The sequence below is a fragment of the Bradyrhizobium sp. BWC-3-1 genome (assembly GCF_032917965.1).
In the GTDB taxonomy this organism is placed as follows: domain Bacteria; phylum Pseudomonadota; class Alphaproteobacteria; order Rhizobiales; family Xanthobacteraceae; genus Bradyrhizobium; species Bradyrhizobium canariense_D.
On sequence record NZ_CP136625.1, the window covers coordinates 552527 to 566806 of the forward strand.

A 14280-nucleotide genomic window follows, 5' to 3' on the forward strand; every position below is an offset into this window, starting at 1 on the left:
CATCGCGCTCAACAGGACCTGCGGCTTGGAACCATTATCAGTAAGCTCTCGCCCGAGAGCCCGGCTTTCGCCCGTAGGTCTACGGGGCCGGCACCGATGTGTTGATAGGAAGGTAGTCGTTCCCAAGGGATATTCCAAGAGGTTTTTTGCAGCCCAATCCGGCTTTTATGGGGGCATTTTCCGGGCCGAAACCGCCCGTGGGATTCCCGCCAGATCGGCCTTGGGCGGCCTGTCCACGACCAACGCGGCAGCCGTCATCAAGGTTTCAATATTTCGGGCCTGGCCCTGTCCGGCCTCGACGATCAGTGCTCCGCCGGGAGCGAGACGTTCAGTCGCCTGCGGGATCAGGGCGCGATAGGCGTCGTAACCGTCATTGCCGCCGTCGAGCGCCAGGTGCGGATCGTGCTCGCGCACCTCGATGCTCAATTTCGGAATTTCGGCCGACGGGATATAGGGCGGATTCGACACGACGAGGTCGAACGGGCCGCGGAGCGCCGCTGCGTAGGAGCAGCCGACGAAGCTGGCGCGGTCGGCGAGGCCAAGAGCCGCGGCGTTGTCTCTGGCGGTCTTGAGCGCGGTCAGACTGAGATCGGTGCCGACGCCGACGGCGCCGGGAATTTCGTGCAGCAGCGCGAGCAGGATGGCGCCGGATCCGGTGCCGATATCGGCGATGCACGGGCGCCGTCCCGAATTCGTAAGCCCATGAAAGATCTCGAGCGCCAGTTCGACCACGGTCTCGGTATCCGGCCGCGGGACCAGCGTCGCCTCGGATAGCTGGAACGGCAGGCCCCAGAATTCCCGAGCGCCGAGAATGCGGGCGACGGGCTCATGCGCGAGCCGGCGCTGCGCATACGCTTCCAGCCGCGCAGCCTCTTCAGGCGCGAGTTGTCGGCCCGCCTGCGTCACCATCCCGGTCAGATCAAGCCTCAGCGCAGCTCCGACGAGCAGGCGCGCATCGAGGGCGGGCTGCTCGATGCCGGCCGATTGCAGCCGTGCCGCAAGCACGCGCCGCGCACTCTCGATGCTGTGTCCGGGATCGAAATCTGTCGCCAATGGAACCATCCTGCCTAGCATCGTGGATAGATCGGCTGGCTTGCTTGCGTCAATGAAAAGGAGCGCGTCAGATCGCGCCTCGCAACCAAGGAGGGTCCATGACGCCCTACGACGATCAGAACGTCTTCGCAAAGATCCTGCGTGGCGAGATCCCCTGTTTCGAGGTTTTCAGGGACGACCGTAGCCTCGCCTTCCTCGACATCATGCCGCGTTCGCCCGGGCACACGCTGGTCGTTCCCCGGGCGCCGGCACGCGGCATCCTCGACATCGCGGATGACGACCTCGCCGCGGTCGCCCGAACCGCCAAGCGGATCGCGATTGCCGCGATGAAGGCGTTCGACGCCGAGGGCATCATCCTTCAGCAGTTCAGCGAGCCGGCCAGCGGCCAGGTGGTCTTTCACCTGCACATGCACGTCATGCCGGTCAGGGCCGGAATCGAGCTGCTGCCGGCGCAGACGCGCAAGGAGGACACGGCGGTGCTCGCCGCTCACGCCAGGCGAATGATCGCCGCTCTCTAGACGCCGAGATAGCGCTGGAGCAGCTCCGGCTGGGCCTTGAGCTCCCGCGCCGGCCCTTCGTGCACGATATGTCCGTTGTTGATGATGTAGATCCGTGTCGCCAGCGCCAGCGTCGCCGCCAGGTTCTGCTCGACCAGCACGATGGTCTGGCCGGCGGCGGCGAGCTCGCGGCAGGCCTTGACCAGATCGTGGACGATGACGGGCGCGAGTCCCTCGAACGGCTCGTCCAGCAGCACGATCTTGGGATCACGCACGAGCGCCCGTGCGATCGCGAGCATCTGCTGTTCGCCCCCGGATAGCTCGGTGCCGCGGTTGTTGCGCCGCTGCTTCAGCCGCGGAAACATCTCGTAGATGCGATCGAGCGGCCAGCGTTTCGGCGCGGTGATGCCGGCGAGGACGATGTTTTCCTCCACCGACAGGCTGCCGAAAATGCGGCGTTCCTCGTGCACGAGCTGCATGCCGGCCTGCGCGATTCTGTGGCTCTTGCGCCCGGCGATATCGATGCCGTCGAATTTCACGCTGCCGCTACGCGGCGTCACGACGCCCATAAGGCTCTTCAGCGTGGTGCTCTTGCCGGCGCCGTTGCGTCCGAGCAGCGCCACCACCTCGTGACGCTCGACATGCATGGCGACGTCGAACAGGATGTGGGAGTCCCCGTAATAGCTGTTCAGGCCGTTGACCTCGATCAGGCTCATGCCGCGATCTCTCCGTGCACGCCACCGAGATAGGCTTCCTGGACGGCGGCGTTGGCCTTGATTTCCTCCGGCGTGCCGGAGACCAGCACCCGGCCTTCCTGGAGCACGGTGACGCGCTCGACCAACTCAAACAGCGAATCCATGTCGTGGTCGATGATGATCATGGTACGGCCGCGCGCGATCGACTTGAGCAGCTTGACGGTCTCGAGACGCTCTCGCGGGCTCATGCCGGCGAGCGGCTCGTCAAGCAGCAACAGGCGCGGCGACGTGGCGAGCGCAAGCCCGATTTCCAGCCTGCGCTTCTCGCCATAGGCGAGCTCGGACACGGGCGTGTCGGCACGACGGGTCAGGTTCACCAAAGCGAGCGTGTGCGCCACCTGCTCCGTCAGGTCCTTGACGCCGCCGAGCGTGCGGAACAGGTCGAGCCGGAATTTTCCGCGCAGTTCGGCAAGGGCTGCGATCGTCAGGTTCTCCCGCACCGTCAACCCGGTGAAGAGCTGGTTGACCTGGTAGCTTTTGGTCAGTCCGAGCTGGCAAACCTCGGTGACCTTCAATCCCGTGATGTCGCGGCCCTCGAACACGATCTGGCCGGAGCTCGGCGCGATCTCGCAGGTCAGCATCTTGAAAAAGGTTGATTTGCCGGCGCCGTTGGGGCCGATGATCCCGCGCAGCTCGCCCCGATTGACGCTGAAATCGATGTCGCTGTTGGCAACGAGGCCGCCATAGCGCTTGGTCAGGCCGGTGGCTTTCAGGATCGGCCCGGAATAGGCGGGGTGCTCGACCTCCTTGGCCTGCATCGGCGCCGGTGGAGGTTGCAGCCTGGCCTCGGTGTCAGCGGCGTCCTGCTCCATCTCCGCATCCGCCTGCTTTCGCTTTCCCGAGACGAGGCGGTAGAGATCGGCAAGGCCGCCGATGATGCCGCCGCGCAGGAAGCAGACCAGCAGCACGAACACGACACCCAGCACCAACTTCCAGGCTGCGCCGAGGCCCAGTGCGGACTGCAGGAAGTCCTGAAGGAACAGCCAAACGGTTGCGCCGACCAGCGGTCCGAACAGCGTGCCCCTGCCGCCGATGGCCGTCTGCATCACGAGCTGGCCCGAGGTGTCGAAGGTGAAGGCGTCGGGCGGCATGAAGGCCTGGAGCACGCCGAGCAGTCCGCCGGCGAAGCCCGCGTAAGCGGCTGCGATCACGAAGGCGGTCAGCTTGTAGCCATGGATGTTGTGGCCGACCGCCGTGGCGCGCAGCGGATTGTCGCGGATCGCACTCAGAACCGCGCCGACCGGCGAGCGCACGATCCTGAGGGCGATGACGACGCCGACGAAATAGCACAGCGCGATGAACTGATAGAGCGACCAGCCATTGGTGAAGTGGATGGAGGTGAAGCCGAGATTGAAGCTCGGCGTCGGCACGCCGGGCAGGCCGTTTTCGCCGCCGGTGAAATCGGAAAGTGGATTGAATTCGACGAAGAAGAACACTTCCGCGATTGCCACGGTGATCATCGCGAAATAGATGCCGGTGCGGCGCAATGCGATCAGGCCGATCAGGTAGCCGGTCGCTGCGGCCGCGATCATGCCGATGATCAGCGCGCCCAGCACGTTGCCGAAGCCCGCGCGGGTCAGCAGGTAGGCGGCGACGAAGCCGCCGGTGCCGTAGAAGGCGGACTGGCCGAACGAGAGCAGGCCGGTGAAGCCGAACAGGATGTCGAAGCCGAGCCCGAACAGGCCCCAGACCAGGATCCTGTTCACGGTGTTCGGCGCGAAGCCGAGATGAGGCAGCACGAAGGGGGCTGCGATCAAGCCGATCGCAGTCAGGGCTTCGATCAGGAAGGGGCGTTGCTTGAGCATCAGGTGATCGCTTACTCGCGGCCCTGGACGCCGAGCAGGCCATGCGGTCGTACCACGAGTACGAGCGTCATCGCCGCAAACAGCATCACATAGGCATAGCCGGGGTTGAACATGGAGGTGACGCTGATGATCTCGCCGGCGATCAGGCCGCCGAGAATTGCGCCGGGGAACGAACCGACGCCACCGATCACCACCACCACGAAAGTCTGGACCAGGATGTCGTCACCGATGCCCGGTGTCAGCGACACCACCGGCGCGTTGACGATGCCGGCAAAGCCGGCGGCCATTGCGCCGATGCCGAAGACCACCATGAAGACGCGATAGACATTGATGCCAAGCGAATCCACCATCACCGAATCCTCGATCCCGGCGCGCACAATCATGCCCAGCCGGGTCCGGTAGAGCACGATGAACAATGCGCCGAGGGCGATCGCGACGATGCCGACGACGGCGAGGCGGTAGGTCGGATAGAACATGAAGCCGAGATTGGTGATGCCCTGGAATAGCGCCGGCGGCGGCACCAGCTGCGACTGGCTCGAGAAGATCAGGCGCACGAGCTCGACGAAACAGATGCCGAGCCCGAACGTCACGAGCAGCTGATCCTCGTGCGGACGATGATAGAAATGACGGATGATGACGCGTTCCATGAGAACGCCGAGCAGCATCACGAACAGGGAGCCCGCGATCACGGCAAGGATGAACGACTCCGTGTACTGGTAGGCGACGAAGCCGGCATAGCCGCCGATCATGAACATCGCGCCGTGTGCGAGGTTGAGCACGCCGAGCGTGCCGTAGATGATGGTCAGGCCGGAGCTGATCAGCGCGAGCAGGGCGCCGAGCGCGAGCCCGTTGAAAAGCTGTGAAACGAGGTTGGGCCAACTTATCATAGGACAATCGCTGTTGTGGCGCGCGCTGTTGCGCGTCAGAAAAAGGCGACGCCGCGGGACCGGAGTGCAGTCCGCGGCGTCACAGGGGTTGGCGAGGTCTCAGCTGTAGTCGCCGAGATGGCAGCCGAAGGCGTCGGGCTTCTGCATCAGGCCCTCACCCGGGACGATCTCGACGACGTCGTACCAGTCTTCCTTGTTCTTCATGTCCTTCTGCTGCTTGCCCTTGACGATGATCACCGGGCGGACGCATTGGTGATCCTCCGGGCGGTAATGGACGTCGCCGACCAGGGAGGGGATCGTCTCGCCCTTCTCGTAGGTCTTGATCACGTCAGGCGGACTGAAGCTGCCGGCCTGCTCGCACATGTGCGCCCAATGCGCGAAGCTGACATAGGCGTTCTCGGCGCCCCATTCGGGCTTGTAGCCGTACTTCTTCTCGAACGCTTCGTTGAACATTTTCGCCAGCGGGAACTTGTCCTCGATGGTCCACCAATAGTCGGTGGCGGCGTAGACGCCCTGCATCAGGCCCCCGGTCTCGCGCGCGATGAAAGGCACCTGGTACGGCACGACCAGCTTCATCTTGTCGAGCACGCCAAACTGCTTGGCCTGTTGTGTCGACAGTACCGCGTCGTGGCCCCAATTGACGTTGATCAGCACGTCGGCGCCGGAGTTGGCGACGTTCAGCAGGTATGAGGAATAGTCGGGGGCGCCGAGCGGGGCGACCTGGTTGGTCACGGTGGTCCAGCCGGCGGTCGCCAGGAAGTCCTGCATCGATTTGGTAACGGTGTGGCCGTAGGTGTAGTCGGGAGTCAGATACGCCGCCTTCTTGCCCTTGCCGAACTCACGTACCATCACCGGGCCGATCGCTGCGGCCGCAGTCTGGCCGTAGAAGTTCTGGCGAAAGCCGTAGCGGACGCAATCCTTGCCAGTGGTATCGTTCGAGCCGGAAATGCCGCACACGAAAATCACATGTTCGCGCTGGGCGAGCTTGTTCAGCGCCACCGCAACGGCGCTCGACGTGCCGCCGGTGATCATGATCGCCTTGTTCTCGCTGATGAAGCGCTGCTGCGCCTGCACTGCCTCGTTCGGCTTGGCCGCGGAATCGGCGACGCCGAACTTCAGCTCCTTGCCGAGCACGCCCTTGCTGGTCTTGGGCGAGATCTTCTTGATCAGCTCGTGGCCTTCATTGATGTGCTCGATCGCGAGCTGGTAGCCCTTGAGCTCGTCTTCACCCTGCACGGCATAGGTGCCGGTGCGCGGCACCGAGATGCCGATGAAGGCGGTGGAGCCCGAGACCCCTGCGGGGTAGGAGCCGATCGCCGGCTTGTCCTCGGCAAACGCCGGCATCCCCGGCAGAACCGCGCCACCGATGAGGCCCGCGGTGGTCTGAAGCAGGCCACGGCGCGAAAGGCCGCGGCGGATGAGATTGTCAGTCATGATCGTTTCCTCCGAACGTCGTTCTTGTTTGCAGGCAAAGCACGACCTGTCCGACGGCAGCCGGCCTCGAAGGCCTGTCCGCGCCGGGCACGTCACATCCGCGTGTAGCTCTTGGGCGCAAGCATTGCTTGTGAACGCCTTCTGTCAATTTCGTCTTTGGTCGAACGCCGAAAATTATCTCGTGAAAACATATCGTATCACGATATATATTAGCCTTTGTGAGTACGAGGCTGGCGGGTTCGGCGAGAGAAATGGCGCGGCAGACGACAGTGGCGGGTACCCGAAAGCGACGGTCGTGGCCGCAAGGTGCGGAGCGGCAGGAGGCGGCGTGGCCGGAAGAGGTGAGCGGGCAGCGGGCGACACCGCAGTCCGGCGATGCCTCGCGCATGCCCGATCCGCGCAACTGGCCGGCCGGCCGGCGCGGGCCCGTCGTCGGCCCCGTTCAGGCGAAGCGCGCACCAGGTCCGATGCAGAAGTTGAGCGTGCGCGCCCAGAACGTCCTCAAGGAGCTCGCGGTCGAGCTCACTGCCGAGCAGCCGCCGAAGGGGAACTGGTCGCCCTCGCGCGAATTGCTGCTTGCGCTGACGGCTGAACGCCTCGCGACCGCGCGCAATTGCGGTCCTCACACGATGAGGGAAATCATCGACTGGGCGCAGGGCTGTGGCGTGACGATCAAGCCGGTGATTCCGCCCGGGGGGTCGCTGTCGCAGATGTGGGCGGAATTGATTAGCAATGCATCCGCGGGCGCCTTGACCAGCGCCGAGATTGCCGGCGCGCTCCAGCGCTCGATCCGGCGGAAAAGCGTCCGCATCCCGATCGCGTTCCAGGTCATCCTGGTGAAGATCCTGCTGTCCAGCTTCGAATAGGTGGCGATACTTGTGTATCCGGGGCGCCGGTCGGTTGGTTCGGCTTGGCCTTCCTTGCTAGTCTCGGTGAGGCCGCCCGTTGCGCCGGCTGGCTCGACGTCGCAGGCAGGGAATGGCCCCATCGAAGCGGAAGACGACACGCCCGGCGCGTGCTGTGGCCACAAAAGGTGGCGCGATGCGCGAGGCCGACTACGGGGCGCTTGCGCAGTTTCGCTATCAGCTCCGAACCTTCCTGGCCTTCAGCGAAGCCGCGGCCCAGAGCGCCGGCTTGACGCCGCAGCAGCACCAGGCGCTGCTGGCGATCAAAGGATTGGCCGCCCCTGACGGCGCCAGCGTCGGCAACATCGCGCGCTTCCTGCTGATCCGGCACCACACCGCGGTGGAGCTGGTGGATCGCATGGCGAAACTGAAGCTGATTGGCCGGGAAGCCGACCCGGATGACGCGCGGCGCGTCCTGGTCAAGCTGACAGCGAAGGGCGAGCGGAAGCTGCGATCCCTCTCGCGCATCCATCTTGACGAGCTCAGCGCCGCCGCGCCCGGTTTGGGCAAGATCCTGCGAGCGTTTCGAGCCAAGAGACGCTGAGGACGCGCTGAAGAAAGCGCGAAGCCGCGAGCTCTACGCCGCCGCGCCCTGAGCGGCGAGCTGCGCGGCCTGGTGCTCGGTGGTCAGCGCGTCGGTGAGTTCGCCCAGCGCTTCGCCCGCCATCACCTGCGGCAGCTTATAGAGCGTCAAATTGATGCGGTGATCGGTGACGCGTCCTTGCGGGAAATTATAGGTGCGGATGCGCTCGCTGCGGTCGCCGGAGCCGACCTTCTCCTTGCGCTCGGCCGAGCGCGCCGCGTCGAGGCGTTGCTGCTCGGCATCGTAGATGCGCGAGCGCAGGATGTTCATGGCGGAAGCGCGATTCTTGTGCTGCGAGCGGCTATCCTGCATCATCACCACGATGCCGGTCGGGAGGTGGGTGATGCGGATCGCCGATTCGGTCTTGTTAACGTGCTGGCCGCCGGCGCCTCCGGCGCGCATGGTCTCGATACGCAAATCATCGTTCCGGATCTCGACGTCGACCTCCTCGACCTCGGGCATCACGGCGACAGTGGCGGCGGATGTGTGGATGCGCCCCTGCGTCTCGGTGTCCGGCACGCGCTGCACCCGGTGCACGCCGGACTCGAACTTCAGCTTCGAGAACGCGCCGCGGCCCTGCACCTCGGCGATGATTTCCTTGTAGCCGCCGACGCTGCCCTCGCTGGCCGAGATCACCTCGACCTTCCAGCCCTGCAGGGCCGCGAAGCGCTCGTACATCCGGAACAGGTCGCCGGCAAACAGCGAAGCCTCGTCGCCGCCGGTGCCGGCGCGGATTTCCAGCACCACGTTGCGATCGTCCATGGCGTCCTTCGGCAGCAGCGCGACGCGGATCTTCTGGACCAACTCCTCGATCTTCGGCGTCAGCTCGCCGCGCTCGGCTTCCGCCATGGCGCGCATCTCGGCATCGGTCGCGGGATCGGCGATCAGCGCCTCGGTGTCGGCGAGCTCCTTGAGGGCCGAACGATAGGTCTTGACCGCTTCGATCAATGGCGTGAGCTCGGCGAGCTCACGCGTGATCTGCACATAGCGTTCGGAGGCGAGCTGACCGAGCGATTCGGCCTCGAGTGAGGCGTGATGCGCGAGCAGGACGTCCAGTTTGGCTTCGGGGAGTGACGACATCGGTTCGGTCTCAAATGCGGAAAAGGGCGAGGCGGCAGGAGGGGGCGACAGGCCCGCTACAAGGCCAGGCCTTCGGCCTCGGCAAATTCCGTCAGCTTCTGCCGGATCGAGACGCTGCCGGCGGGCGCGTCCAGCAACGGCCCGAGCATCGCCTCGGCCTTCTTGGCGTCGAGATCGAGCACCATGGCCTTGACCGGGCCGAGCGCGGTGGCCGAGAGCGACAGCGAGCGATAGCCCATCCCGATCAGCGCCAGCGCGCCGATCGGTTTCGACGCCATCTCGCCGCAGAGCGACAGCGATTTGTTCGCGGCTTGCGTCTTGCGTGCGATCTCGCGAAGCGCGCGCAGGATCGGCGCCGACATGGTGTCGAAGCGCTCCGAGACTTTCGCGTTGCCGCGGTCGACCGCGAACAGGAACTGGAACAGATCGTTGGAGCCGACCGAGATGAAGTCGACCTTCTTCAGGAGCTCGTCGAGCTGATATAGCAGCGCCGGCACCTCGACCATGGTGCCGATGTCGATCCGCTCCGGCAGCGTGTGGCCGTGCTGGCGCAGATAGGTCAGTTCGCGTTCGACAAGCGCCTTCGCAGAATCGAATTCACCCACCTCCGAGATCATCGGGAACATGATGCGCAGCGCGCGGCCGCCGCCGGCGCGCAGCAGTGCGCGGATCTGCCCGCGCAACAGGCCGGGACGGTCGAGCCCGAGCCGGATCGCGCGCCATCCGAGCGCGGGGTTCTCCTCGATTACCGCCTCCATATAAGGCAGCGCCTTGTCGCCGCCGATGTCGAGGGTGCGGAAGGTGACGGGCTTGGTGCCGGCGGCATCCAGCACGGTGCGATAGAGCGCGAGCTGGTCGCTGGTGCGCGGCAGGCTCTGGCCGACCATGAATTGCAGCTCGGTGCGGAACAGGCCGATGCCGGCGCTGCCGGTGTCTTCGATGTGCGGCAAGTCGATCGCTAGACCCGCATTGATCATCAGCTCGACCTTCTGGCCGTCCTTGGTGACGCAGGGCCGGTCGCGCAGCGCCAGATACTGCGCCTGGCGGCGGGCCCGGAAGCGCACGCGCTCGGCGAAGGCCGCTTCGACCTCCTGCGATGGGCGCACATAGATCATGCCGGAGGTGCCGTCGACGATGACGGCGTCGCCGGGATCGGCGATACCAGGCGCGTTCGGGACTTCGCCGACCGCGGGAATGCCGAGCGCGCGCGCCACGATCGAGACGTGGGAATTGGCGGTGCCTTCCTCCAATATGATGCCGCGCAGGCGCTTGCGGTCATAGTCGAGCAGCGCCGCCGGGCCCATCGCGCGCGCGATGACGATGGCGTTGTCGGGCAATTGTTCGCGTGACGGCGCGTGATCCTGGCCGACCAGCTGTCGCATCAGGCGATAGCCGAGATCCTCGAGATCATGCAGCCGGTCGCGCAAATAGGGATCTGTCGAGCGCAGCATGCGCGCGCGGGTGTCGGATTGCACACGCTCGACGGCGGCTTCCGCCGTGAGGCCGGTGGCGACCGCCTCGTGCAGCTTGTGCGACCAGCCCTGGTCGTTGGCGAACATGCGGTAGGCTTCCAGCACCTCGCGATGCTCGCCGCCCTCGGCGACGTCGCCGCGCTCCAGCATGCGGTCGAGATCGGCGCGCAGCTTGGCGAGCGCGGTGTCGAGCCGCTTGATCTCCTTTGGCAGGTCCTCGGCGATGTAGTCCTTGATAACCACGCGCGGCTCGTGCAGCACGACATGGCCGAGTGCGATGCCTTCCGACAGGATGGCGCCGACCTTCTGCGCCGAATGGCGCGCCGCGGGCTCATGGCCTGGCTGGGCCAGCGCAGACAGCTCGCCGGAGGCGATCAGCTCCGCCAGCACCATCGCGGTGGTCTGAAGCGCCTCGAGCTCCTCCTCGACATAGTTGCGCTTGGCCCGATTCTGCACCACCAGCACGCCGAGCGTGTTGCCGGCGCGCAGGATCGGCACGCCGAGGAAGGAGTGGTAAATCTCTTCGCCGGTCTCCGGGCGGAACGAGAAGGCCGGATGGCTTTGCGCATCGCTTAGGTTGAGAGGCGTTGCCTCGCTCGCGACCAGGCCGACCAGGCCCTCATGGGCGCTGAGCACGGTGTGGTGCACCGCCTCGCGGTTGAGGCCTTCGGTGGCATAGAGCTCGAGCGTGTTGTCGACGCGCAGCACATAGACCGAGCACACCTCGGCCACCATGTTGGCGGCGATCAGCACCACGATCTTGTCCAGCCGCTCCTGGGCCGAGACCTGCTCCGCCATGGTTTCGCGGAGCCGTCTCAACAAGACGCGGGGACCTCCCGACGCGCTCCGCATGAACCGTCAATCTCCTCCGTCTGCCGGGGCCGAAAGGACCCGCGGCGGCTCGCCGAGAAATCCAGAAAAACAACAAATTTGCTCGTCCGGCGCCAGCCCCGGCGGTTGCCTGGGCCGAATCAGCACCGCCTCAACTGGGGCACAGTTTCTGGCAGCCCACCCAGTTCGCCGTATAGCGAATTGGGGCTTGTTTTGCCAAGCAAAACGCCTGCCAAACGCGAAAGTGTGGACACCTTCGCGTTTGCTGCGACCGCTAAGAGAAAATTAGCCTAAGCCTGATCGAGACCGTAGAGCGTGTGCAGGGTGCGCACCGCAAGCTCGGTATAGGCGGTGTCGATTAGAACCGAGAATTTGATCTCGGAGGTTGTAATGGCCCGGATGTTGATATTCCGTCCTGCGAGGGCCGAGAACGCCTGGGCGGCAACGCCGGCATGGCTGCGCATGCCGCTGCCGATCACCGAGATCTTGGCGACATCGGTAGCCGTGTCGAGCCGGGCATAATTGATCTGGCTCTTGGCCGCGGTAATCGTCTCCTTGGCCCTGGTGTAGTCGGCGGCCGGGACGGTGAAGGTGAGGTCGGTGGTCTTCCCGTCCTCAGAGACGTTCTGCACGATCATGTCGACGTTGATGTTGGCATTGGCGAGCGGGCCGAAGATCGACGCCGCCACGCCGGGCTTGTCCTCGATCTGGCGTACCGAGATCTGGGCCTCGTCCTTCGAAAAGGCGATGCCGGTGACGACGTGGCTTTCCATGATCTCCTCCTCGCTGCAGATCAGCGTGCCGGGCGGCTGGTTGGCATGCGGGTCGATATCCTCGGGCTTGTCGAAGCTCGAGCGGACGAAAATTGGCATGTTGTGGACCATGCCGAGTTCCACCGAGCGGACCTGGAGCACCTTGGCGCCCTGGGAGGCCAGCTCCAGCATGTCTTCAAATGCGATCTTGTCGAGCCGGCGCGCCTTCGGCACGATTCGCGGATCGGTGGTGTAGACACCGTCGACGTCGGTGTAGATGTCGCAGCGGTCCGCCTTCACGGCGGCGGCGATCGCCACGGCCGAGGTATCGGAGCCGCCGCGGCCGAGCGTGGTGATGCGGTTGGTCTCGGGGTTGATGCCCTGGAAGCCGGCGATCACGGCGACTTCCTTGCGCTCCCTGAAGCGCTTGATGATCTCGCTGCCGTTGATGCCCTCGATCCGGGCCGAAGCATGGGCGTCGCTGGTCGTGATCGGGATCTGCCAGCCCTGCCAGGAGCGGGCCTGGATACCCATGCCCTGAAGCACGATGGCAAGCAGGCCGGACGTCACCTGTTCGCCCGAGGCGACCACGGCGTCGTATTCGCGCGCGTCGTGCATCGGCGAGGCCTCGGTGCACCAGGCCACCAGCTCGTTGGTTTTACCGGACATCGCCGAGACGACCACGGCCACTTCATGGCCGGCGTCGACCTCACGCTTCACATGGCGTGCGACGTTGCGGATACGTTCGATGTTGGCGACGGACGTGCCGCCGAATTTCATCACGAGGCGGCTCATGACGACGCGTGCATTCCTTCATAAGGATCAGTATGGTGGCCCGCACTGGACGGGCCTCGCGGACACCGACCGCGCGTATACATAGCGGCGGGGCCGGGGGCAAGCGGGTTCCTGCGGGGCAGGGTGCGGGGTAGTGGGTTAACCGAGATCATGGCGCGCTATATCGACGAGATCCTGCAGCCTGGCGAGAAGGTGCTGTATTCGACCAATGCGCACTGGATCTTCTATTTTCCGGCGATCCTGGCCTGGATCGTGGCGCTGGTCCTGTTCGTCCTGTCCCGGCAAACCACCGTCGAGGGGCTCGTCATGCTCTGTCTGGTTGCGGCCGGCCTGGTCGCTCTGGCGGCGCTGTACTGGACTGTGAAGGGCTGGTTCCATCGCTTTACCACCGAGACCGACGTGACCAATTTGCGGGTCGTGCACAAGACCGGCTTCATCAAGCGCCGCACCTTCGAGATGGCGCTGGACAAGGTCGAGAGCGTCGATGTCGATCAGACCATTCTTGGACGAATTCTCAACTACGGCGACGTGACGATTCGCGGCGTCGGCGAGGGGATCGAGACGATCAAGACCATCGCCTCGCCGCTCGCCTTCCGTAGTTCGATCACCACGCGGTAGGACCGCGCGTAACCATGAGCATGCAGCAAGATACTTCCGTAACCGCAAGCACCTCGCCGGGCTCGACCGTCGATGCCGCCGAGATCGCGAAATTCTCAAAGCTCTCGGCGGAGTGGTGGGATCCCAACGGCAAGATGGCACCGCTGCACCGGATCAACCCGCTGCGGCTCGGCTATATCCGCGATGCCGCCTGCCGCAAGTTCGAGCGCAACGCGCGCAGCCTCAACTGCCTCGGCGGTCTGCGCGTGCTCGACATCGGCTGTGGCGCCGGCCTGCTCTGCGAGCCGTTGTCGCGCCTGGGTGCGCAGGTCATCGGCGTCGATCCGTCGGTCAGCAACATCGCGGCCGCCAAGCTGCATGCCGACAAGGCGCACCTCGCGATCGACTATCGCTGCACCACGGTTGAGGAGATCGACCCGCGCGAGCGCTTCGACATCGTTCTGGCGATGGAGGTGGTCGAGCACGTCGTCGACGTCGGCGTTTTCCTGAAGCGCTGCGCCGCGATGCTGAAGCCGAACGGCCTGATGGTGGTCTCGACGCTGAACAGGAACTGGAAGAGCTTTGCGCTTGCCATCGTCGGCGCTGAATATGTCCTGCGCTGGCTGCCGCGCGGCACCCACGAGTGGAACAAGTTCGTCACCCCCGACGAGTTGACGAAATACCTGCTCGACAACCGCCTGGTCATCACCGAGCAGACCGGCGTCGTCTACAGCCCCTTCGCCGACAAATGGACCCTCTCGTCAGACATGGACGTGAACTACATGGTGGTGGCGGAAGGCATGGTGTGAGGCGTTGCCGCTTCCAAACATTCGG

13 protein-coding genes are annotated in these 14280 nt (G+C 64.9%); 5 read left to right on the top strand and 8 right to left on the bottom strand.

All coding sequences use genetic code 11. The annotated features are described in order from the left end of the window. Positions 1–165: 165 nt before the first annotated feature. Positions 166–1062 carry a peptide chain release factor N(5)-glutamine methyltransferase gene (gene prmC, locus RX329_RS02610; protein ID WP_085348402.1) on the bottom strand — a complete coding sequence of 299 codons (897 nt, stop codon included), beginning with the start codon at positions 1060–1062 and terminating at the stop codon, positions 166–168. A gap of 89 nt (positions 1063–1151) precedes the next feature. Between prmC and RX329_RS02615 the strand changes: the two genes are divergently transcribed. Further along, positions 1152–1571: an HIT family protein gene (locus tag RX329_RS02615; protein WP_018452887.1), complete on the top strand. Its 420-nt coding sequence runs from the start codon at positions 1152–1154 to the stop codon at positions 1569–1571. Here the strand turns inward: RX329_RS02615 and RX329_RS02620 are convergent. The 4 genes from RX329_RS02620 to RX329_RS02635 form a co-directional block, all read right to left on the bottom strand. Further along, positions 1568–2266: an ABC transporter ATP-binding protein gene (locus tag RX329_RS02620; protein ID WP_018452888.1), complete on the bottom strand. Its 699-nt coding sequence runs from the start codon at positions 2264–2266 to the stop codon at positions 1568–1570. The two genes, RX329_RS02615 and RX329_RS02620, sit on opposite strands and share 4 nt — an antisense overlap. Then, the gene (locus RX329_RS02625) at positions 2263–4110 is read right to left on the bottom strand and encodes an ABC transporter permease subunit (protein ID WP_085357839.1); all 1848 of its coding nucleotides are present in this window, start codon (positions 4108–4110) and stop codon (positions 2263–2265) included. The genes RX329_RS02620 and RX329_RS02625 overlap by 4 nt, the downstream gene beginning before the upstream one ends. An 11-nt stretch (positions 4111–4121) precedes the next feature. Next, the gene (locus RX329_RS02630) at positions 4122–4997 is read right to left on the bottom strand and encodes a branched-chain amino acid ABC transporter permease (protein WP_085348400.1); all 876 of its coding nucleotides are present in this window, start codon (positions 4995–4997) and stop codon (positions 4122–4124) included. Positions 4998–5096: 99 nt separating this feature from the next. Next, positions 5097–6431 carry a substrate-binding protein gene (locus RX329_RS02635; RefSeq protein WP_018452891.1) on the bottom strand — a complete coding sequence of 445 codons (1335 nt, stop codon included), beginning with the start codon at positions 6429–6431 and terminating at the stop codon, positions 5097–5099. Between the two features lie 251 nt (positions 6432–6682). On the opposite strand from RX329_RS02635, the gene RX329_RS02640 reads away from it, so the two are divergent. Then, positions 6683–7297 carry a hypothetical protein gene (locus RX329_RS02640; RefSeq protein ID WP_198957586.1) on the top strand — a complete coding sequence of 205 codons (615 nt, stop codon included), beginning with the start codon at positions 6683–6685 and terminating at the stop codon, positions 7295–7297. 112 nt (positions 7298–7409) lie between these two features. Then, a complete protein-coding gene (locus RX329_RS02645) occupies positions 7410–7880 on the top strand; it encodes a MarR family winged helix-turn-helix transcriptional regulator (protein WP_085357835.1) in 471 nt (156 codons plus the stop codon). A gap of 33 nt (positions 7881–7913) precedes the next feature. On the opposite strand, the gene prfA is transcribed toward RX329_RS02645, so the two are convergent. The 3 genes from prfA to RX329_RS02660 form a co-directional block, all read right to left on the bottom strand. Continuing rightward, positions 7914–8999, bottom strand: coding sequence for a peptide chain release factor 1 (prfA, locus tag RX329_RS02650; RefSeq protein WP_085357833.1), 1086 nt, complete (start codon positions 8997–8999; stop codon positions 7914–7916). A 56-nt stretch (positions 9000–9055) separates the two neighbouring features. Then, positions 9056–11323, bottom strand: coding sequence for a phosphoenolpyruvate--protein phosphotransferase (gene ptsP, locus RX329_RS02655; protein WP_085357831.1), 2268 nt, complete (start codon positions 11321–11323; stop codon positions 9056–9058). A gap of 269 nt (positions 11324–11592) precedes the next feature. Further along, entirely contained in the window at positions 11593–12849 is a 1257-nt protein-coding gene (locus RX329_RS02660; protein WP_085357829.1) for an aspartate kinase, read from the bottom strand. Between the two features lie 150 nt (positions 12850–12999). Here RX329_RS02660 and RX329_RS02665 point away from each other — a divergent pair, with 150 nt between their 5' ends. Both RX329_RS02665 and ubiG read left to right on the top strand, forming a co-directional pair. Then, positions 13000–13467 (top strand): PH domain-containing protein, encoded by a 468-nt coding sequence (locus RX329_RS02665; RefSeq protein ID WP_018452897.1) that lies wholly within the window; start codon positions 13000–13002, stop codon positions 13465–13467. A gap of 14 nt (positions 13468–13481) precedes the next feature. After that, a complete protein-coding gene (gene ubiG, locus RX329_RS02670; protein WP_162496295.1) occupies positions 13482–14255 on the top strand; it encodes a bifunctional 2-polyprenyl-6-hydroxyphenol methylase/3-demethylubiquinol 3-O-methyltransferase UbiG in 774 nt (257 codons plus the stop codon). Positions 14256–14280: the final 25 nt, after the last annotated feature.

Excerpts from the sequence above, each read along its gene's own strand:
- prmC (WP_085348402.1), bottom strand. The coding sequence starts at position 1,062 with ATGGTTCCATTGGCGACAGATTTCGATCCCGGACACAGCATCGAGAGT.
- RX329_RS02615 (WP_018452887.1), top strand. The coding sequence starts at position 1,152 with ATGACGCCCTACGACGATCAGAACGTCTTCGCAAAGATCCTGCGTGGC.
- RX329_RS02620 (WP_018452888.1), bottom strand. The coding sequence starts at position 2,266 with ATGAGCCTGATCGAGGTCAACGGCCTGAACAGCTATTACGGGGACTCC.
- RX329_RS02625 (WP_085357839.1), bottom strand. The coding sequence starts at position 4,110 with ATGCTCAAGCAACGCCCCTTCCTGATCGAAGCCCTGACTGCGATCGGC.
- RX329_RS02630 (WP_085348400.1), bottom strand. The coding sequence starts at position 4,997 with ATGATAAGTTGGCCCAACCTCGTTTCACAGCTTTTCAACGGGCTCGCG.
- RX329_RS02635 (WP_018452891.1), bottom strand. The coding sequence starts at position 6,431 with ATGACTGACAATCTCATCCGCCGCGGCCTTTCGCGCCGTGGCCTGCTT.
- RX329_RS02640 (WP_198957586.1), top strand. The coding sequence starts at position 6,683 with ATGGCGCGGCAGACGACAGTGGCGGGTACCCGAAAGCGACGGTCGTGG.
- RX329_RS02645 (WP_085357835.1), top strand. The coding sequence starts at position 7,410 with ATGGCCCCATCGAAGCGGAAGACGACACGCCCGGCGCGTGCTGTGGCC.
- prfA (WP_085357833.1), bottom strand. The coding sequence starts at position 8,999 with ATGTCGTCACTCCCCGAAGCCAAACTGGACGTCCTGCTCGCGCATCAC.
- ptsP (WP_085357831.1), bottom strand. The coding sequence starts at position 11,323 with ATGCGGAGCGCGTCGGGAGGTCCCCGCGTCTTGTTGAGACGGCTCCGC.
- RX329_RS02660 (WP_085357829.1), bottom strand. The coding sequence starts at position 12,849 with ATGAGCCGCCTCGTGATGAAATTCGGCGGCACGTCCGTCGCCAACATC.
- RX329_RS02665 (WP_018452897.1), top strand. The coding sequence starts at position 13,000 with ATGGCGCGCTATATCGACGAGATCCTGCAGCCTGGCGAGAAGGTGCTG.
- ubiG (WP_162496295.1), top strand. The coding sequence starts at position 13,482 with ATGAGCATGCAGCAAGATACTTCCGTAACCGCAAGCACCTCGCCGGGC.